The organism is Pseudomonas sp. AC252, from assembly GCF_979258105.1.
In genome coordinates this window covers 4,715,378-4,735,529 of sequence record NZ_OZ409837.1, presented here as the reverse complement: position 1 = coordinate 4,735,529, position 20,152 = coordinate 4,715,378, and the positions used below count along the sequence as shown (strand labels likewise).

The following is a 20,152-nucleotide window of genomic DNA, read 5'->3' as shown; positions in this document are numbered from 1 at the left end:
ATGAACCGTTTGCAAGTGCGTTATTCGACGCTGGCCGACGCCTTCACCCTGTTCGGTGTGCTGTTTTATACGCAAGTGATCGGCTTCTTTCTGCGCCTGGGTAATGTGAGCACGCTGGACGATGCCCAGCAGGACCTGGAAGGCAATCTGGCCAATCAGGTCTGCGGCTTGCTGACCTTGCTGGTGCCGCTGTTTTTCTTCATCCGGCACAAGGTGTTCCTCAGCAAGAGCTTCTACCGGCAGAACCTGTTTCTGCTGCTGTTTCTCGGCTGCGTGGCGGCCTCGATCAGTTGGTCGAGCGAGCCGATGCTCAGCCTCAAGCGTTTCGTCGCGCTGCTCAGCGTGGTGTTCTTCGCCGGTTTCATTGCCTGGCGCTACAGCCTGGAACGCATTGCGTTTCTGTTCGGCTGTGTGATCGGCGCGGCGGCGTTGGTCGGGTTGATCTTCGCCCTGATTCGCCCCGACATCGCCTTCATTTCCGGAGGCATTCGCGATGGTGCGTTTCGCGGGGTGTTTGCAGAAAAGAATGCCGGCGCACGCCTTAACGCCATTGCGATCCTGTTGCTGCTGCCGATGATCCGCCAGCGCAACCCAATGGCCATGCTTTACGGCCTGTTCGCGCTGATCGCCATCGGCCTGGCGCAGTCGGCCACGGCGATTGCCTTGATCGTCGCCGGAACAGCCAGTTACGCGTACTTCATCACCCTGATCCGCTTGCGCATCAACCGCTCACTGTTGGCGTTCATGGCGGCGACGCTGGTGTTCTTCCTCCTGTGTGGCGTGCTCTACGCCAACTACGCCATGCTGCTGGAACTGGTGGGCCGTGACCCGTCGCTGACCGACCGCACGCTGATCTGGGAGCTGTTGCAGCCGCTGATCGATGCGCAATTTCTCAAGGGCTACGGCTTCGGCGCGTTCTGGGCCAGTGCCGATGCCGATGCGTTCATTACCCGCTGGGGCTACATCGGCAATGCGCACAGCGGCTACGTCGAAACCCTGCTCAATGGCGGCTTGATTCAGTTGATCGCGCTGCTGCTGATGTTTGCCCAGACCCTGAGCAAGCGCTACCGGGCAATCACTGCAGATCAGTCGGCGCGCTATCAGACGTGTGCGCTGGTGGTCATCGGCCTGTTTGTGGTGACCAATTACGTCGCCTACGTGATCCCCAACTATCGCTCGGGCGAGTTTCTGATTTTCTGCGTGCTCAGCCTGACCTTCCGCCATCACCTCGTCACCCGTACTCAGCCGCTTCCAGTCGTTAAACCTCGGCCTATGCGCACCACTTTCCGGGAGCAACGCCCATGCTGAATGATCCCTCGGCCGTCACCGTATGTGTGGTGATTCCGCTGTACAACGCCGCCGCCAGCATTCAGCGCACACTGGATTCGGTGTCTGCACAGACTCGCCTGCCGGACAAAGTCATTGTCGTCGATGACGGCTCCAGTGATGCCGGACCAGAGATCGTCAAGCACTACGCCGCGCCTTTCCCCATCGTGCTGTTGCCGCAGCCCAATCAAGGCCCGGCGAGTGCGCGCAATCGCGGCGTGTTCAGTGCCGAAGAAACCTTTATCGCCTTCCTCGATGCCGATGACCGCTGGCATCCGGAAAAACTGCAAAAACAACTGGCGCTGCACGCGGAGTTGACCCGACAGGGACGCAAAGTCGGTTTGATCGATTGCTTTCAGATGAGCGAATTCAGTGACGGCAAACGGCAGTTGGAGGATCGCTGCAAACACGGCGAGCACTTTGCCGATTTCATGCGCGAGAACATCATCAACGGCACCTCCGGCGTGCTCGCCGTGCGCGAGATCATCGTCGCCATTGGCGGCTTCGATCAGAGCCTGCGCTTTGCCGAGGATCGCCTGCTGTGGACGCGCATCGCCGAAATCAGCGAGATCCACAGCGTGCCGCAGATCCTGCACTGGCGCGCCGTCAACGCCGCCAATATCACCGCGCAACCGCACAAGTATTACCCGCACAAACTGCGCTTCATTCAGCTGTACCTGGCGCGTTACAGCACCCGGCTGAACAAACAGCAGCGGATCTACTTCGTCCTCGCCAACCACGCCGAATTTCTCAATGCGTTTTCCCGGCGCGGCGATCATCGACGGGTTATCGAAGTGTTCCGGCAGATGCTCGGGCATTCGTGGCAAACGCTGTTTTTCTTCCAGGGCAAACCGACCCTGCGCTACCTCTACGCCTGCTTGAAAAGCCTGGGCAATAGCCGCTGAATTTCAGGGATCGCGCCATGGCCAACCGTCGCCTGATGACCCTCGTATGGATTTTCACCGAGAAGTTCGGCCTGATTTTCCTGTCGATGATCACCTTTGTCGTCTACGCGCATTTGCTGACGCCGACAGAGCTGGGCATTGGCACGCTGATCATCGCCGTGGTCGAAGTGATCGGCATTCTGTTCTCGTCGATGCTCGAAGACCCGCTGGTGCGCCTGCAACGTGTCGAGGACAAACACATCAGCAGCGTGTTCTGGTCTGCCGTGCTGGTCAGTCTGCTGTCGATTGCGTTGATTTCACTGGCGGTGGTGCTGTATACGCCGTCCACCGCGCTGCGCTGGATGACTGCCGTGGCGTCGGTGAAAATCCTCTTCACCCTGATGGCGCGAGTGTACGTGGCGCAGATGCGCCGGTCCGGCAATTTCAAGCTGCTGGCCTCGCGCACGCTGCTCGGCAAAGTCGCTGGCGGGGTTGGCGGCGTGGCCGTGGCGTTGCTGGGTTTCGGCCCGTGGGCGGTGGTCGCTCAGGCGTTGATCATGGACGGCATCTCCACACTGGTACTGATGCGCAGCGAGCGTCGGCGCATTCCCTTTCTTATCGACCGTCAGGTGCTGGGCGAACTGCTGCGCGCCGGCCTCCCGGTCTGCGTCAACGTCATGAGTTCGCAAACCCTGCAACGTGGCGTCAATCTGATTCTCGGCCTGACTGCCGGGGCGCATGCGGTGGGCATGTTCAACCTCGCCATGCGCATCATCGACTTGCCCCGCTCGGCGATCTACAACGGCTTGATGAGCTACGCCCTGCCGGTGTTCGCTCGGCGTAGTGCCGAACCGGCGCGGCTGATCGGGGTGATTGGCGATTCCACGGCGATCAGCGGCTTCGTGCTGACACCGCTGTTCTTCGGCATCGCCCTGACCGCCGAAGACATCATCCTGCTGATCTTCGGTGCGAAATGGGCCGAAGCGATTCCCTTGCTGCAAGTGCTGGCCTGCACGGCAGCGCTGGGCAATCTGGCGCTGTATGCGACCACCGCGCTGGTGGCGGTCAATCGCACGCACTTGACCCTCAAGGCGGAAGTCGCCACCACCCTGCTCGCGCTGGCGCTGGTCTATCTGCTCGGCGCGAGCTACGGCGGCATGGCGGCGGCGCTGGCATTGCTGCTGCGCATGCTGCTGATCACGCCGCTGCAGGTGCGCGGCCTGCACGCCGCCATCGGTTATCAATGGCGCGGCTTCTTTCAGTCCAGCTACCGCAGCCTGTTCGCCTCACTGGTGATGGTCGCCGTGGTGACGTGGACGTCGCGGCAAACCGGCCTGTCCGGCAACGCCCACCTGGCCGGTGACATCGCCATCGGCGCGCTGACCTACGCCTTGGCCTACAGCCTGCTGCACCCGCGCTGGCCGCAAGAATTCAAGTTGGTGTTCACCGCCCGCTGAGCCGGATTTCCTCGCAATGGAGCACGTCGTCATGCGCAAAACCACGTTGATCACGGGCGGTGCCGGCTACATCGGTTCGCACACGGCACTGCAATTGGTCGAGTCTGGACACTCGGTTCTGATCCTCGACAATCTATGCAACAGCAGCCGCGAAGCAGTCGCACGGCTGGAGCTGTTGAGTCACTCGAACATCGATTTCATCGAAGGCGATATCCGCGACGCGGCGCTGCTGGACGAGATTTTCAGCACCTACGCGATTGATGCAGTGCTGCATTTCGCCGGCCTCAAAGCCGTTGCGCAGAGCGTGCGCCGGCCGCTGGATTACTACGCCAACAATGTCGTTGGCACCCTGAGCCTGTGTCAGGCGATGGCCCGCGCCCACGTGTTCAATCTGGTGTTCAGTTCCTCGGCCACCGTCTATGGCGAGCCGAGCGTGATGCCGATCGTGGAATCGCACGGCACCGGCAAACCGGCCAATCCGTACGGGCGCTCGAAGCTGGTCATCGAAGAACTGCTCAGCGACCTCGCCCTCGCCGATTCGCGCTGGAACATCGCTGTGCTGCGCTACTTCAATCCGATCGGCGCACACGAGAGCGGGCTGATCGGCGAAGCGCCCAACGGTCGGCCGAACAACCTGCTGCCGTGCCTGAGCGAAGTCGCCAGCGGCCAGCGCGCTGCGTTGACCGTCTATGGCAACGACTATCCGACCGTCGATGGCACCTGCGTTCGCGATTACATCCATGTGCTGGATCTGGCTGAAGGTCATCTCAAGGCGCTGCATGTTTTGCAGGGCGATGAACATGGCCTGCACGTGTGGAATCTCGGCACCGGCAGCGGCTATAGCGTGTTGCAGATCATCAGCGCCTTCGAGGACGTCACCGGCCTGCGCATTCCCTACCGCTTCGCGCCGCGCCGCGCCGGTGATGTCGCCGAGTGCCGCGCCGATGCGAGCAAGGCCGGGCGCGAGCTGGGCTGGCGAGCACAGCGCGAGCTGACGCAAATGCTTGTCGACAGCTGGCGCTGGCAGACCCACAACCCATGGGGCTATCGCCCGCAACCGACGCCGTTGCTGGCGGTAGGCACGTAGTAACGGCGCAATCCAAGTTAGGGACGACTCATGAACAGATCACGCTGCTTGCTGTTGGTTTTGCTGCTGCTGAGCGCTGGCGCCAACGCCAACATTCCAGGACCGGTCACTGAAGGACTGGTGCTGTGGCTCGACGGCAATGATCCCGCCTCGATGACTCTGGAGGGGCAAAATCAGGTCGTGCGCTGGCTGGATAAATCCGGCAAGGGCAACGACGTCACCGTCGACAACCGCGCGGCGACGACTTTACCGACGCACGTCGATAACGCGCTCAACGGCCACGGTGTGGTGCGTTTCAGCGGCACGGCGGCGTTCATGGGTCAGGCGATTCGCACCAGCAAGGGGCCGGTGACAGTCTTCGTCGTCTCGAGGCGCTTGCCCGAGCAGGCCGGCGGCAAGGCCTGGCAGCGCCTGTTCAGCTCGCGGCCGCAACTGGCGGATAACGATAACGTCGCGCCGAATTTCGGCATCAGCGTGCAGCAGACCAGCGCGTACGAGCCGGCACTGGCATTGCTGGAAACCAGTGACGTGCCGATCGGCCCGTTCGCGGTGGCGCGCAACGTGGTGGGCACCTCGGAAATCCTGCGTGGCGACATCGCCGAAGTGCTGGTGTATGACCGCCCATTCAGCAACCAGGACGAACGTCGCAATGTGTTCGATTATCTGGCGCAGAAATGGGCGGTCAGCGTTCCCCAACAGGCCGATGCCTGGACCCGGGTTGGCCCGCTAGGCCCGACTCCGACACCCGTTACGCCCGATCTGCCGTTGTCGGATCAGGCCAATGCCGGCGGCTGGAAGCTCGATACGCGCCTGTCCGATGAGTTCAACGGCAGCACCCTCGATGCCGAACGCTGGCACGTCAACAACGCCACCGGCACCGATTCCCTCGGGCGCAAACCGGCGCTGTTTCTGCCGGAGAACGCCAAGCTCGGCAACGGCAATCTGAACATCACTTTCCGCAAACAGAACCTTCCGGAAAAATACGTCGCCCTGGGCTACAAGGATTACAGCTCGGCGATGGTCCGCACCAACGAACGGGGGATGTACGGCTATTACGAAGCGCGGGCGAAACCGATGAATTCCGCCGGTTCCAGTGCCTTCTGGCTGGCCTGGACGGGGCTACCGGACAACGCCACGGAAATCGACATTTTCGAAATCGGTGGCAAGACCCGCAACGAAGCGTTTGATCGGCGCTACAACATGAACGCGCATGTCTGGGCCAGACCGCAGAATGATCAGCACCTGAGTTCCGGCAGTACCTGGATCGCACCGTGGCGGCTGGCCAATACTTTTCATGTTTACGGCTTTGACTGGCAACCCGAGACGTTGCGCTGGTACGTCGACGGCGTATTGGTCCGGGAAGCGAAGAACAACTATTGGCACTTCCCCATGCAAATTGTCTTCGACAGTGAAGCGATGTGGGACTGGTTCGGCGTGGTCGACGATGCTGACCTGCCGTCGGTGTTTCGCATCGACTACGTCAGGGTCTGGACGCGCTCAGCGCAATAGCAGCGCGTTCAACGGTTGTGCACCATCGCCTGCATCTGCCACAGCGTGCGAAATCGTCCCTGGCTCTCGCGCAGTTCTTCGGGAGTGCCGTCCTGCACAATCTCGCCGTCCTCCAGCACCAGCACCCGATCGAAGTTGGCGATGGTCGAGAGTCGGTGGGCCACCGCGAGTACCGTGCGGCCGCGCATGAGATTGCTCAACGCACGCTGGATGATCGCTTCGGAATCGGAATCCAGTGCCGACGTCGCCTCGTCGAGAATCAGGATCGGTGCGTCTTTCAAAAACGCCCGCGCCAGCCCCAGACGCTGGCGTTGCCCGCCGGACAACGTCACTCCCCGTTCACCCACCAGTGTGTGATAACCCTGCGGCAACGCCTGGATGAATTCATCGCAAAACGCCTGGCGCGCCGCCTCGATGATCTGCTGCTCGGTAGCGTGCGGCTGGCCGTAGCCGATGTTTTCCAGAATGCTGCGATTGAATAGCGCCGGTTCCTGCGGCACCACGGCGATCTGCCGGCGCAGGCTGTCCTGGCTGACCGAGCGGATGTCGCGGTCGTCGATCAGGATCACCCCGCTGCGCACGTCATCCAGACGTTGCAGCAGACCGAGCAAGGTCGATTTGCCCGAGCCCGAGGAGCCGGCAATACCGACGCTTTGCCCGGCCGGGATATCGAGAAAGAAATGCTCGAAGACCTTGCGCCCGTCCGGGTAGGCGTAACTGACGTCGAGCATTTTGATATGCCCGCGCGTCGGTGCCAGTTCCTCCAGGGCGTCGCTGAGCTCGTGGGGCTGGGCGACGATGCCCAGCGTCTCGCTGATGACACCCATCTGCTGGCTCGTTTCCACCAGGGCCAGCGCCAGTTCGCGCGAACCGTGCAGGATGCGGAAGGTCAACGCGCTGACCATCACCACGTCCCCCGCCGTGACTTGCCCCGCACGCCAGAGCAGAATCGCCCAGCCGAGCATGCCGCCGGCCATCACGGTCAGGCAGATGTCGTGCAGCACGCGGGCCTTTTCCATGTACATCCAGCTGCTGCGGTGCGATTGCGCCTCGATGCCGATTTCTCGTTCGAGCCGCAGGCGCTCGCGATCGCGCCCGGAGAACGCCTTGATCGTCCACACGTTGGAGACCAGATCGACAATCTCGCCACCGACCCGCGCTGACTGCGACGCGAACGCGATGTGCCGGCTGCGACCGCGCACGCCGAATAGCGTAATCAGCGCGGCGACGACTATCACGCAACCGACCAGCGCCAGCGCCATCGCACCGTGCACCGCCAACAGCAATGCCACGGCACCGATGAAATCCACGCATGGCGGTACGATGCGCCAGGTCAGCCCGCCATACACCTTGTCGGCAGCGGCACCGATCGCCGAGACGCGATTGGCCAGCGAACCGGAGAAGTGCCGCTTGAAATAGCGCATGGGGTGGCCGGTCAGGTGATGGAACAGGTCCACGCGCAGATCGGCGCAACTGCCGACGATGGTGTGGCAACCGACCCAGCCGCCGAGGCGCCACAGCAGGTTTTCCATCACGATCAACGCCATGAACAGGCCGAACGCATGCCACACCTGATCCGCTGCCGAGCCGGCGGCCATGGCATCCACCAGCAGTTTCATGCCGTATTGCACCACCACCGCACAGCACGCCGCGCCGATCACCAGTGCGACCATGGCGACGAAGTGCGCCGGGCGGATGCTTATGTAGCGCCATAGAAACGCGACGGCTGACGCTGGCAACGGTTCATCGCGCCTGCGCTGAAAGTTCATCTCCCCTGCCCCTCAATGCGCCGGCCATTGACCCGGCGCAGACACGCGGCAATCCGTTCGGGCAGCTGCGCCAGCTCGACGTGCAACGGGTGAAACGCCGCGCGCTCGCCCTCGCCATCGGGATAGCCAAACACACCAGTGGGGCAATACCGGCCATTGTCCCAACCCGGATAATCGAGAAACGGGTACCAGCAAATGCCCTGCACCGACACACCGCGTTCGAGCGCCACCAGCGTCTGCTCGACGATGTAAGCCAGCCACGGCAGGCGTTCCTCATCTTCGGCACCGGTTTCGGCGATCAGCACTGGCCGTTGGTAACGCTGGTGCAGTTCCTTGAGCATGCCCGACAACGGCCGGAAGTCGCGCTCGCCGCGAAGGATCCGTCGGCCGTGGAAATACCACTGGTTATGCGCATAGAAGTTGGCGCCAATGATGTCCAGATAATGCTCCTGCCCGCCCAGACCCGGCCATTCGCGGCCGGTGAGCAGATCCCACGCCTGGAATTGCGACAATCGATAGGCCTCCGCCGCTTCGATATCGTCGCTGCGCCTGGAGCCGGCGATTACATGGATCAACGGGTCGCACTGAACGAAGCGCGCATTCGGCGCCTGCTGGCGAATCGCTTCGATCGCAGCAATGCTCGCCCGCACCAGCTGATGCTTGAGTTCCTGCGCGCGCCCGCGTGCATTCGGGTTGAAGTAAGCGACCTCGCCCCCGCCCAACTCCAGAAGGAAATCTCGTTGATCGGCGAATAGAACGGCACGCTGACGCCTTCGTCCATCATCAACTTCGCTGCAGCAGCGGCGAAACGAGCGAAGCGTTCGACGAACGCCGGCCGCCAGATATCCAGATCATCCGGGTAGCCGTAATGGCACAAGTCCCAGACCACTTGCACCTGCTGCGCTTGCGCGGCTTTGAGCATCGGCAGAAAACTGCTCCAGTCATAGCGCCCGGGGCTGCGTTCGATCAGGTGCCAGCGCAAGCCGTCGCGGGCGCAACGAATGTTCAACTCGCTCAGTCGCTGGTAGTCCTTGGCGGCCCAGCGCGCATGCCCGGTGTCCGCCAGCAGATCCAGGCGCCGACCGTCCTGGCGGCGCTGGCTGGAACATTCGAAACCGGCCATGACGAAGCTGCTGAAGATCGAAGACGCATCTGCGCCGGGCTCGTCGCCTTTCGGCTGCGCGGTCATGAAGCATTGATCTCGGTTGCAGCCGTGGCCTCTGCCTGCGCCGCCTGGATATCTCGATACAAGGCCAGCGCCTGCCCCACCACCTGATCCATGTTGTAGTACTTGTAGGTGCCCAGTCGGCCGAGAAACGTCACGTTCGGTGTCTGCTCGGCGAGCGCTCGGTAGCGTTTGTACAGCTCAGCGTTTTCGGCGCGCGGCACCGGGTAATACGGGTCGCCGTCGTCACAGGGAAACTCATAGGTGATGCTGGTGCGCGGGTGCGTTTGTCCGGTCAGGTGTTTGTATTCAGTGATGCGCGTATAGGGCACATCCGGGTGCGGATAATTCACCACCGCCACCGGCTGATAGTGCTCCTGCTCGAGCGTCTGGTGTTCGAAGCGCAATGACCGATACGGCAAGCGGCCCAACTGGAAATCAAAGTATTCGTCAATCGGGCCGCAGTAGATCAGATGCTCGTACTTCACCTCGTTGCGCACTTCCTTGAAATCGGTGCTGAGCAACAGATCAATGTTCGGGTGATCAAGCATGCGTTCGAACATTTGCGTGTAGCCGCCCGTGGGCATGATCTGGAAAGTGTCACCGAAATAGCGGTCGTCTTCGCTGGTCCGCGTCGGGATACGCGAAGTCACCGATTTATCCAGTGCCGACGGATCCAGCCCCCATTGCTTGCGCGTATAGCCGCGGAAAAATTTCTCGTAGAGCTCGCGACCGATCTGATTGACCACGACGTCTTCGGAAGTGCGAATGGTCGCCACCGGTTCGGCGCGTTCGGCGAGGAACACTTCGGCTTCCGCTGAGGACATCGATAGGCCGTAGAGCGAATTCAGCGTGGTCAGATTGATCGGGATCGGCACCAGCTTGCCGTCGACCTGCGCCAGCACGCGGTGCTCGTAGGGCCGCCATTCCGTGAAGCGTGACAGGTAGTCGACGATCCGTTGCGCGTTGGTGTGGAAAATATGCGGGCCATAACGATGCACCAGCACCCCGGCCTCATCGTAATGGTCGTAGGCATTGCCGGCGATATGCGGGCGCCGGTCAATCAGCAACACTCGGCGTCCCAATCCTTCGGCCAGACGCTCGGCGATGACACTGCCGGCAAACCCGGCACCGACGATCAGGTAATCGAAGAATTGGCCGGACTTTGCGCGCTCAAGGCTTATCGTAGGCATTCGATCTGCTCCTGCATGAAGCGGCTGGTGTTGTCCCACGACATGCCGGCGATCGCGGCATCGGCGCGCTGCAGAAATTCGATGGTGCCTTTGAGTGGCAAAGCTTTTTCGATCGCCTCGACGAAGGCCTCGGCAGTGTCGGCGATGAACACCGCACCGCTCTCGCCGTAGCCACTGATCACATCGTGAATTGGCGTCGACACCACCGGGCAACCGCCCGCCAGATATTCCGGAGTCTTGGTCGGGCTGATGTAACGCGTGGAGGCGTTGAGGGCAAACGGCATCAGTGCCACGTCCCAGCCAGCGAGGTAGTCCGGCAGCTCGGCATATTGCTTGCCACCGAGATAATGAATGTTCGGCCGTTGCGGCAGGGTTTGCGGGTCGATCTTCACCACCGGCCCGATCAGCACGATCTGCCAGTCGGGACGCATCGCCGCCATGCGGTCAATCAATTCGATATCGAAGCGTTCATCGATCACGCCGAAAAAGCCCAGGCGTGGCCTGGCTATCGATGCCTGGTCCGGCGGTTCCGGCAATGCCTGGCGCGCCGCCGCAAAATGCGCGATGTCGACGCTGCTCGGTACCGGATAGGCATTGCCGTGCTGGCGCTGCTTGACCTCCCACAAACTGAAGCCGCCGGTAAACACCACGTCAGCCCGAGCGAGCAGTTGCTGCTCCAGGTCGATCAATCGCGCAGGTGCGCCCATGAACGCCGACAGTTCATCCATGCAGTCGTAGACGGTGACCCGAGCGTCAAGATGCTCGGTAAACAACAGGCTCATCGGGGTGAAATACCAAAGGAGCAGATCGCCCTGAACGCGCCCGGCGAGGTGTTCATCGAGCAATTGTCTCTGCGCCTGCTCGATCGCCTCGCCACTCATGCCGATCGGCAATTGCGGCACCGCCACTTCTATTCCCGCCGCCGGATTCGAAAGCTCGAGTCCGGGCATAGCGTCTTCGACAAATACCGGCTCTTCGAAAAACACCACGTCGTAGTGTTTGGCCAATCGCGACATGACGTGCTGCGGCCGCTGATAGACGAAGCCCCAGCGCAGATGCGACAGGCACACCAACGTTGGGCGCACCTGCAGCGATGCCTCAACTGCGCTTTGCGCGCTCGCCCGTGCGAGCGCCTCGGTTTGTTCTGCAAGGTTCATGGCCAGATCCTCATCAAGGAATAAAAGAAGACTCAGTGACGAGCCACCGGGCCGTCACACTTGTCGACACTGCAAGTGCAGGGCATTTCTCGATGAGGCCGTAAGGCTCTTGAAGGTTGGAATCGCGGTGTTCACGCGACGTTCAGCCCAACCTTGAACGCAGCCGATGAACTGCACATACCGGCTGGCAAACAAGGTTGAACTCGCCGGACAATCCATCCCCTACCGTCCAGGACAACATGGTTTTTGCCGCCGCACAGGCGCCTCGAAACCATGCACAAAGCCATCGGCCGATGGCGTCACTGGTGAGGGCGGGCGCATGATCTTGATTACGGGTGGTACGGGATACATTGGTGCGCATGTCGCATTGCAATGGCTGGGCAACGGCGAGGATGTGGTGATCCTCGATAATTTGTGCAACAGCCAGCGCGCCGCAATCGAGCGCATCAGTACGCTGGCCGGCAAACGACCGGAGTTCATCCAGGGCGATGTGCGCAATCGACGACTGCTCGACAATCTTCTGCACGATTACCCAATTGATGCCGTGGTGCATTGCGCCGGTTTGAAAGCCGTCGGCGAAAGCGTGCGTGAACCCCTGCGCTACTTCGACACCAATGTCGGCGGCAGCCTGACGCTATGCCAAGCCATGGCCCAGGCCGGTGTATTCCATCTGGTATTCAGCTCTTCGGCGACCGTTTACGGCGACTGCGCTACCCTGCCGATCAATGAAGCCTGTGCCACCGGCCAACCGACCAATCCGTACGGCATGTCGAAGCTGATGACCGAGAACATCATGAAGAGTGTCGCCAGTTCTGACCCGCGCTGGTCGATCGGCCTGCTGCGCTATTTCAATCCGATTGGTGCGCACCCTTCCGGCCTGCTCGGCGAGGCACCCACCAGCACGCCGAACAATCTGTTGCCCTATCTGCTGGAAGTTGCCAGTGGCCAGCGCGCGCAACTGTCAGTGTTCGGCAACGATTACCCGACCCCGGACGGCACCGGCATTCGCGATTACCTGCACGTCGTCGACCTTGCGCTCGGGCATGTCTGCGCGCTCGACGCCTTGCGCGATCGCCATGGTGTGAGCATCTGGAACCTCGGCACCGGGCGCGGCTATTCGGTGCTGGAGGTGATCAGCGCTTTCGAACAGGTCACCGGGATCAAGATCCCGTTGAGTATTGAAGCGCGGCGCCCCGGCGACATTGCGCGCTGCTGGGCGGATCCGCAAAAAGCTATCGAAGAACTGGGCTGGCAGGCGAGCCGCTCACTGCAGCGCATGCTCGCCGATGCCTGGCGCTGGCAGTGCAATCAGCTCGGGCAGGTTGAGGTTCGCCAGGCCAATTGAACGTTGCGCACGGTCACTCATTCTCGTGACCGTGCGCGTCGGCACTGGACAATCGACCGGACTCGCCGCCGGCGATTCGTTCTGCCTGATCGATGCCACGCTTGAGCGCGTCTTCGACTTCCCATTCGATGCCGGGCAATTTCCTGATGCGTTCGTAAGCGCATTCGCCGGTTGCGGTGTAAACGCTGATGAACATTTCCACGTCGCCATCATTGGCCTCCCGTGCCCGCACTTCGATATGGCAGCCGTTTTCCACTTCTTCGGTATGGCACTTCTCAGCCTTTTCCGTCGCCTTCCATTTGTTGTAGATCTCACCGCGTATGAACATGTCGTACTCCTGGACTCAACTCGCTCATTTCAAATGAATTGTCCTCTCACGCAAAAACACCGCGTTTACCGAGAGGCATGTTCAGCATAGCCCGCCCGCTCCCGCTTGCCGTTTCGCTAGTTCAACCGTTCGTCAGCTTGGGTAACATTCTGTAAAACCAACGCCGGAATGCTTATTCAAAAAGTTCGAGGCCCAGGCGAGCGCAGATACAACTCGTTATTCAGCCGTAGGTGATAAGCCGGTACAGAAACAGTGTTTTCTGGCCATGACGAACTGTTGCCTGAACAAACAGGGATCGATAAAGAAACAGGGGGATGTATGAAGCGAATACTCAGCTATTGCCTGGTCTATCTCGCTACCAGCGTTCTGCTCGCCGGTTGCAACCTGGTGGTGTTCAACCCCAAGGGCGATGTTGCCCGAGATGAACGCGACCTGATCATCCTCGCCACGGGCCTGATGCTGTTGGTGGTGATCCCGGTCATCATCATGACCTTCCTGTTCGCCTATCGCTACCGCGCGACCAACAAGAAGGCCCGTTATTCGCCGCGCTGGGCCAGTTCGCACAAGATCGAAGCGGTGGTCTGGGGTGTGCCGTTCCTGATTATTTGCGTACTCGGCTGGGTGACCTGGGAAACCACCCATGCACTCGATCCCTACCGCCCGCTGGATTCAGACGTGCCGCACCTCAATGTGCAAGTAGTGGCAACGGACTGGAAATGGCTGTTCATTTACCCCGATCTGGGCATTGCCTCGGTCAATGAACTGGCGATACCGGTGAATACGCCGGTAAGTTTCACCGTCACTTCTGACGCTGCCATGACTTCATTCTTTATTCCTGCACTCGGTGGGCAGATATATGCCATGGCCGGCATGCAGACCAAGTTGCACTTGATCGCCAATGAAATCGGTCAGTACCGCGGGATTGCCGCGAACTATAACGGCCACGGTTTCTCCGACATGCACTTCAGCACCCTGGCACTCAGCGGCGCGGATTACGAAGCCTGGGTCAACAAAGTCAAAGCGGCGCCCGGGCAACTTGATCAAGCCAGTTATGCCGAGTTGGCCAAGCCTTCAGTGGCGCACAAGATCACTTATTACTCGGCTGTGCAGGAGCGACTGTTTCTCGACATCGTCGACAAGTATGAAGGGATGAACAAAGTACCACGCAAGAAGCAAACCCAAGTGCAACGCAACAGCGACGATGTGCGCGTCAATCAACAACCGAGTCTGCTGGCCGAGGAGCGTTAAATCATGTTCGGGAAACTTTCATGGGACGCGGTTCCATTGCACGAGCCGATTGTCATGTACACCCTGGCTATCGTCGGCCTGATGGGTTTTGCCCTGGTCGGTACCGTCACCTGGAAGCGCAAATGGGGCTACCTGTGGCGCGAGTGGTTCACTTCGGTCGACCACAAGAAGATCGGCTGCATGTACATCATCGTCGCGCTGGTCATGCTGCTGCGCGGTTTCTCCGACGCGATCATGATGCGCACCCAGCAGGCCATGGCATCCAGTGGTGGGCCGGGTTATCTGCCGCCGGAACACTACGACCAGATCTTCACTGCCCACGGTGTGATCATGATTTTCTTCATGGCCATGCCGTTCGTGGTCGGCCTGATGAATATCGTCGTGCCGCTGCAGATCGGCGCCCGCGATGTCGCCTATCCATTCCTCAACGCGCTGAGCTTCTGGCTGTTCGTGGTTGGCGCGGCGCTGGTGAATATTTCCCTGGGCGTCGGTGAGTTTGCCCGTACCGGCTGGGTCGCCTACCCGCCCCTGTCCGAACTTGGCTACAGCCCCGGCGTCGGGGTGGATTACTACATCTGGTCATTACAGATATCCGGCATAGGGACGCTGTTAACCGGGGTCAACTTCTTCGTGACCATTCTGAAGATGCGCACCGAAGGCATGACTCTGTTCAAGATGCCGGTGTTCACCTGGAACGCACTGTGCACCTCGATCCTGATTCTCGCTGCGTTCCCGATTCTGACCGCGACCCTGCTGATGCTGACCCTCGATCGTTATCTGGGCATGCACTTCTTCACCAACGAGGCCGGCGGCAATCCGATGATGTACGTCAACCTCATCTGGGCCTGGGGGCATCCGGAGGTGTACATCCTCATCCTGCCAGCGTTCGGGATTTTCTCGGAGATCGCCGCGACCTTCAGCAGCAAGCGCCTGTTCGGCTATGTCTCGCTGGTGTGGGCGACGATTGCGATCACCATTCTGTCGTTCATCGTCTGGCTGCACCACTTCTTCACCATGGGCGCCGGGGCCAACGTCAACGCGTTCTTCGGCATCATGACGATGATCATTGCAGTGCCGACCGGGGTGAAAATCTTCACTTGGCTGTTCACCATGTATCGCGGCCGCGTGCGCTTCGAAACGCCGATGCTGTGGACGCTGGGCTTTATCGTCACGTTCAGTATCGGTGGCATGACCGGCGTGCTGCTGGCGGTGCCCGGTGCCGACTTCCTGTTGCACAACAGCCTGTTTCTGATCGCGCACTTCCATAATGTGATCATCGGTGGCGCAGTGTTCGGCTACATGGCCGGGCTGACCTACTGGTTCCCGAAAGCCTTCGGTTTCCGCCTCAACGACCGCCTCGGGCGCATCGCATTCTGGTGCTGGCTGGTGGGTTTCTACTTCGCGTTCATGCCGTCTTACGTGCTCGGTTTCATGGGCATGACCCGGCGCCTCAACCATTTCGACAACCCGGCCTGGCAACCGTGGCTGCTGCTGGAACTGTTTGGCGTCGGCATTATTCTCTGCGGTGTGTCCGCGCAGGCGCTGCAGCTCTACGTGAGCATCCGCAACCGCGCGAAACTGCGCGACCTCACCGGCGACCCGTGGGACGGCCGTACGCTGGAATGGGCCACGGCCTCGCCGCCACCGTTCTACAACTTCGCCGAGCAACCGAAAGTCAACGACCTCGACGCCTACTGGGGCATGAAGGAGCGCGGCGTCAGCACCCTGAGTCACACCGACTATCGCGCCATTCACATGCCGCGCAACACCTCCGCCGGCCTGGTGATCAGTGTCTTCGCGTTGATCTGCAGCTTCGCCCTGGTGTGGCATATCTGGTGGCTGGCGATCTTCGGCCTGGTCGCTTCGGTGGTGGCAATGATCGTGCGCAGCTACGACGAAGACATCGATTATTTCGTCCCGGCGCAGGAAGTCGCGCGAATTGAAAAAGCGCGTCTCAAAGACTTGGCGGAGGCTTGAACATGTCCAATATCGTTCTGGATAAAGACATCGCGCACAGCCATGAACATGGCCATGAAGACGCGGGCTCGATGCGCATTTTCGGTTTCTGGATCTACCTGATGACCGACTGCATCCTCTTTGCGACGCTGTTCGCAGGCTATGCCGTACTGCGAGACAGCGTCGCTGGCGGGCCCTCGACCGTCGACATTTTCGAATTGCCCTACGTCCTTGCCGAAACCGCTTTGCTGCTGTTGAGCAGCATCACCTACGGCTACGCCATGCTGGCGATGAACCGCAATGACAAAGCCCACGTGCTGCGCTGGCTCGGCGTCACCTTCGTGCTGGGTTGCGGCTTCATCGCCATGGAGATCAATGAATTCCATCATCTGATCGCAGAAGGCTACGGGCCGGATCGCAGCGGTTTCCTCACCGCGTTCTTCACCCTCGTCGGCACCCATGGCGCGCACGTGCTCAGCGGGCTGGTGTGGATGGCGGTGTTGATGCTGCAAGTGCGCAGCCGGGGCCTGACCAATACCAACACCACGCGCTTGAGTTGCCTGAGTCTGTTCTGGCATTTCCTCGATGTGGTGTGGATCTGCGTATTTACCGTGGTTTATCTGCTGGGGGTGGTGTGACATGTATAACCAGAGCCCGATTCATAGCAGTGCCGGCACCAGCCATGGCACCAGTCGTTCATACATGGTCGGTTTCATCATTTCGGTGATTTTGACCGTCATTCCCTTTGGCTTGGTCATGTACCCGACGTTGCCACGCAGCGTCACCGCGTGGGTGGTGGTCGCACTTGGCATAGTGCAGGTCTTCGCCCACCTGAAATATTTCCTGCATCTGGACACCGCCAAGGAGCAACGCTGGAACCTCAGAGCGCTGATCTTCTCGGTGGTGATCATTCTTCTGCTGGTTGGGCTTTCGCTATGGATCATGGACAGCATTCACCACAACATGCTGGCGCACTGAAGCAATGGCGGCTGTCGCTGCATGTCGGGCTGGAACTGACCAAGCCCGGCATCATCGTCGGCAATCTGGCTTCGGTGTTCGGCGGCTATCTGCTTGCCGCCGGTGGCCGCCCTGTGTCCCTGGCGCATTTATTGGCCGCCCTGCTCGGCACCGCGCTGGTCATTGCTTGCGGTTGCGTGATCAACAACTGCGTCGACCGCGACATCGATCGGCGCATGGTGCGCACCTGTCATCGGGCCTTGGCGGTTCGCGCTGTGTCGTTGCCCAGTGCGTTTTGCTACGCGGCGGTGCTGGGTGTGATCGGCTTCGGCTTGTTGTGGGTCGGCACAACTGCCTTGGCCTGCGCCATGGCGGCAGTCGGTCTGATGGTTTATGCGGGCGTCTATACCTGCCTTATGAAACGCCGTTCGCATTGGGGCACGCTGGTCGGCAGCCTGTCCGGGGCCATGCCGCCGGTGGTCGGTTATTGCGCGGTCACCGGCAGCTTCGATGCCACGGCGCTGATGCTGATCGTGGTGTTTTGCTGCTGGCAGATGCCCCACTCCCACGCGATCACTGTCATGCGCCACGAAGACTTTCGCGCCGCCGGGTTACCGACCTTGACTCTCAGCCAAGCCCGACGCGAGATCAACCTCTACATGGTCGCATTCCTGATCAGCGCGGCGATATTGGGCTGGGTGGCGGCTATCAATGTTTCCTATCCGCTGGTGGTGCTCGGGCTGGGCGGCTACTGGTTTTATCTGACGTTGCGACCGGTGCGCAATGCCAATGCGAAAGTCTGGGCGCGACGCATCTTCAGCGTATCGATCCTGCTGATTCTGGCGCTGAATCTTTCCCTGGCGTTGAACGCCGTACTGCCCTCGCCCTCTGCGCTCTACCGCTCATCGGGCGTGGAGGAAAATCATCAAACGCAGGTGCGGCGCGGGTTATCAGAATCGGTAACGACCGCGTTTACAGACTATCTGGAGGAAACCCATGGCTAACGATCCTTCAACATCCGCTTGCGCCTGCCCGGGCTGCACCTGCAAGTGCAGCGGCGAGCAAACTTTCGAGCGTGACGGCAAGCAGTTTTGCAGTCAGGCCTGCGCGGATCTGCACCCAAAGGGCCAACCCTGCCCCTCTTCGGCTTGCCATTGCGAGCAGAACCTTGGGGCCGATGAGCGCAATGTGAGTGACTCGAAACTGGATCAAGCGGTTGAAGAAACCTTCCCCGCCAGCGATCCGATTTCACCTTGATCCGGCACGAGTGCTCGCCTTCGAGGCACTTTTTTACATCAGCAGGAGACAACGAAATGGACGAGGAAACCATCCGCAAAATCGCCTACAGGCTTTGGGAAGAACAAGGTCGGCCGCACGGTAATGATTTCGAGCACTGGTTGCAGGCGCGCGCCGAATTGGATGCGTTCGATTCCGATGGCTTGCCGGGTTCGGTCGCCAGCAGCGTAGCGCCGCCGGCACCACGGAAAAAGGCCAAGGCAGCCAGCGCTGCTGCTGCAACCAGGACGCGCAAGAAAACCACGTCTGCTGCCAAATGATCGATCTTCAAAGCCGCGTGCTGGCGGGAGAAATGGGCTCGTGAAGCGCGGCATCAATCTGGTGCTGGCGGCGTTCGCGCTGACGGCGTTGTCCTACGGTCTGGCGCGCTTCGCCTATGGACTGCTGCTGCCGCAGATTCGTCAGGATCTGGCCTTGAGTGTGTCCGCTGCCGGATGGATCGGCGGCAGTGCGTTTGCGGCGTATTGCGTGGGCATCGTCGCGACGTTTGTGTGCAGTTGCAAAGTCAGCCCACGCGGGTTGACGGTCATGGCCGGCGCGGCGGCGGCGCTCGGGATGGGGTTGATTGTGCTCGCGGCGTCCGGATTGGCGTTGGGCTGCGGCGTGGCGCTGGCGGGATTGAGCACCGGTCTGACCTCGCCGCCATTGGCCAGCGCAGTGGCGGCGCGTCTTGATGATGCCGACCGTCCGCGGGCCAATGGTTTCATCAATGCCGGGACGGCGGCCGGGATTGTCTTTTCCGGCGTGGCAGCGATAGTGGCTGCAGGACAATGGCGCCAGCTCTATGCGCTGTTCGGCTTGATCGGCGTCGGTGTAACGGTGTGGCTCTGGTTCGCAATACCGCGCCGGATGGCACATGACGTCGCGAAGAATTTTTCTCTACCAATGTTGCGTCGGGCGGGCGTACTGCCGCTGTGCGCCAGTGCCTTTCTGATGGGGTTGGCGAGCACGGCGATCTGGACATTCGGCGCTGACATTCTGCGCAGCGAGGCTGGATTTTCCGATCAGTCGATTGCCTGGGCCTGGATCGTGTTGGGCGCCGCGGGCATCAGTGGTTGCGCAACCGGTGTGCTGACCGACCGCTTTGGTGTCGCGCGCATGCAACATCTGGCGCTCGCAGGGATCGCGGCCGGCACGCTGGGGCTTGTCGCCACTGGCGCTTCTGCCATTTACGGCCTCGCCGCGATGAGCCTGTTTGGCGCGGCCTACATCGTTTCTTCAGGGGTTTATCTGTTGCAAGGCATCCGCTTGTTCCCGGATCGCCCGGACTTGGGATTGGGCATCCCGTTTCTGGTGTTGGCACTCGGTCAGACCGCCGGCACACCGATTTTCGGAGCAGTGCTGGAGGCGACAGGTGTGACCGTTGCCCTGTGTGTTTTTGCGGCGGCCGCCTGCGTCGCCATGCTCCTGAGCCCCCGAGGTGGTGAAAATCCGCGCAGGCAAATGTGCGGATCAGGAATGGCCTAAGGCTTGGA

General features: G+C 60.7%; 18 protein-coding genes and 1 pseudogene. 14 read left to right on the top strand and 5 right to left on the bottom strand.

Features of this window, described 5'->3' with window-relative positions:
• The 5 genes from ACZZZ4_RS21760 to ACZZZ4_RS21740 are packed head-to-tail and all read left to right on the top strand — an operon-like array spanning position 1 to position 6,263.
• On the top strand, positions 1-1,308 hold the full coding sequence (locus ACZZZ4_RS21760) for an O-antigen ligase family protein (protein ID WP_463548733.1): 1,308 nt from the start codon (positions 1-3) through the stop codon (positions 1,306-1,308).
• Positions 1,302-2,231: a glycosyltransferase family 2 protein gene (locus ACZZZ4_RS21755; protein ID WP_415762602.1), complete on the top strand. Its 930-nt coding sequence runs from the start codon at positions 1,302-1,304 to the stop codon at positions 2,229-2,231. Before ACZZZ4_RS21760 ends, ACZZZ4_RS21755 begins: the two co-directional genes overlap by 7 nt.
• Before the next feature lie 17 nt (positions 2,232-2,248).
• Positions 2,249-3,667, top strand: coding sequence for an oligosaccharide flippase family protein (locus tag ACZZZ4_RS21750; protein ID WP_463548732.1), 1,419 nt, complete (start codon positions 2,249-2,251; stop codon positions 3,665-3,667).
• 31 nt (positions 3,668-3,698) lie between these two features.
• The gene (gene galE, locus ACZZZ4_RS21745; protein ID WP_463548731.1) at positions 3,699-4,754 is read left to right on the top strand and encodes a UDP-glucose 4-epimerase GalE; all 1,056 of its coding nucleotides are present in this window, start codon (positions 3,699-3,701) and stop codon (positions 4,752-4,754) included.
• A gap of 30 nt (positions 4,755-4,784) precedes the next feature.
• Positions 4,785-6,263: a family 16 glycosylhydrolase gene (locus ACZZZ4_RS21740; RefSeq protein ID WP_463548730.1), complete on the top strand. Its 1,479-nt coding sequence runs from the start codon at positions 4,785-4,787 to the stop codon at positions 6,261-6,263.
• Positions 6,264-6,271: 8 nt separating this feature from the next.
• Here the strand turns inward: ACZZZ4_RS21740 and ACZZZ4_RS21735 are convergent, their stop codons facing one another.
• From ACZZZ4_RS21735 to ACZZZ4_RS21720, 4 genes and pseudogenes are all read right to left on the bottom strand, one after another.
• On the bottom strand, positions 6,272-8,032 hold the full coding sequence (locus tag ACZZZ4_RS21735) for an ABC transporter ATP-binding protein (protein WP_463548729.1): 1,761 nt from the start codon (positions 8,030-8,032) through the stop codon (positions 6,272-6,274).
• Positions 8,029-9,221: pseudogene (locus tag ACZZZ4_RS21730) on the bottom strand (glycoside hydrolase family 1 protein). Before ACZZZ4_RS21730 ends, ACZZZ4_RS21735 begins: the two are co-directional and overlap by 4 nt.
• A complete protein-coding gene (gene glf, locus ACZZZ4_RS21725) occupies positions 9,218-10,390 on the bottom strand; it encodes a UDP-galactopyranose mutase (RefSeq protein ID WP_463548728.1) in 1,173 nt (390 codons plus the stop codon). Before glf ends, ACZZZ4_RS21730 begins: the two are co-directional and overlap by 4 nt.
• Positions 10,378-11,547 carry a glycosyltransferase family 1 protein gene (locus ACZZZ4_RS21720; RefSeq protein ID WP_463548727.1) on the bottom strand — a complete coding sequence of 390 codons (1,170 nt, stop codon included), beginning with the start codon at positions 11,545-11,547 and terminating at the stop codon, positions 10,378-10,380. The genes glf and ACZZZ4_RS21720 overlap by 13 nt, the downstream gene beginning before the upstream one ends.
• A 319-nt stretch (positions 11,548-11,866) precedes the next feature.
• Here ACZZZ4_RS21720 and galE (ACZZZ4_RS21715) point away from each other — a divergent pair, with 319 nt between their 5' ends.
• Positions 11,867-12,892, top strand: coding sequence for a UDP-glucose 4-epimerase GalE (gene galE, locus ACZZZ4_RS21715; protein ID WP_463548726.1), 1,026 nt, complete (start codon positions 11,867-11,869; stop codon positions 12,890-12,892).
• A gap of 13 nt (positions 12,893-12,905) precedes the next feature.
• Here galE (ACZZZ4_RS21715) and ACZZZ4_RS21710 read toward each other — a convergent pair whose 3' ends face one another.
• The gene (locus ACZZZ4_RS21710) at positions 12,906-13,220 is read right to left on the bottom strand and encodes a hypothetical protein (RefSeq protein WP_463548725.1); all 315 of its coding nucleotides are present in this window, start codon (positions 13,218-13,220) and stop codon (positions 12,906-12,908) included.
• A 318-nt stretch (positions 13,221-13,538) separates the two neighbouring features.
• On the opposite strand from ACZZZ4_RS21710, the gene cyoA reads away from it, so the two are divergent.
• From cyoA to ACZZZ4_RS21670, 8 genes are read left to right on the top strand one after another with little or no spacing between them, the layout of a single operon-like run.
• The gene (gene cyoA / locus ACZZZ4_RS21705; RefSeq protein WP_463548724.1) at positions 13,539-14,468 is read left to right on the top strand and encodes a ubiquinol oxidase subunit II; all 930 of its coding nucleotides are present in this window, start codon (positions 13,539-13,541) and stop codon (positions 14,466-14,468) included.
• Between the two features lie 3 nt (positions 14,469-14,471).
• Positions 14,472-16,445: a cytochrome o ubiquinol oxidase subunit I gene (cyoB, locus tag ACZZZ4_RS21700; RefSeq protein ID WP_039760284.1), complete on the top strand. Its 1,974-nt coding sequence runs from the start codon at positions 14,472-14,474 to the stop codon at positions 16,443-16,445.
• Between the two features lie 2 nt (positions 16,446-16,447).
• Positions 16,448-17,062, top strand: coding sequence for a cytochrome o ubiquinol oxidase subunit III (locus ACZZZ4_RS21695; RefSeq protein WP_039760281.1), 615 nt, complete (start codon positions 16,448-16,450; stop codon positions 17,060-17,062).
• Position 17,063: 1 nt separating this feature from the next.
• Positions 17,064-17,402: a cytochrome o ubiquinol oxidase subunit IV gene (gene cyoD / locus ACZZZ4_RS21690; protein WP_463548723.1), complete on the top strand. Its 339-nt coding sequence runs from the start codon at positions 17,064-17,066 to the stop codon at positions 17,400-17,402.
• Complete coding sequence (gene cyoE / locus ACZZZ4_RS21685; RefSeq protein ID WP_463548722.1) at positions 17,360-18,385, top strand: heme o synthase; 1,026 nt, start codon at positions 17,360-17,362, stop codon at positions 18,383-18,385. Before cyoD ends, cyoE begins: the two co-directional genes overlap by 43 nt.
• On the top strand, positions 18,378-18,638 hold the full coding sequence (locus ACZZZ4_RS21680) for a metallothionein (RefSeq protein ID WP_080769387.1): 261 nt from the start codon (positions 18,378-18,380) through the stop codon (positions 18,636-18,638). The genes cyoE and ACZZZ4_RS21680 overlap by 8 nt, the downstream gene beginning before the upstream one ends.
• Before the next feature lie 56 nt (positions 18,639-18,694).
• Positions 18,695-18,937 carry a DUF2934 domain-containing protein gene (locus ACZZZ4_RS21675; protein ID WP_463548721.1) on the top strand — a complete coding sequence of 81 codons (243 nt, stop codon included), beginning with the start codon at positions 18,695-18,697 and terminating at the stop codon, positions 18,935-18,937.
• A gap of 40 nt (positions 18,938-18,977) precedes the next feature.
• Positions 18,978-20,144 (top strand): MFS transporter, encoded by a 1,167-nt coding sequence (locus ACZZZ4_RS21670; RefSeq protein WP_463548720.1) that lies wholly within the window; start codon positions 18,978-18,980, stop codon positions 20,142-20,144.
• Positions 20,145-20,152 lie beyond the last annotated feature (8 nt).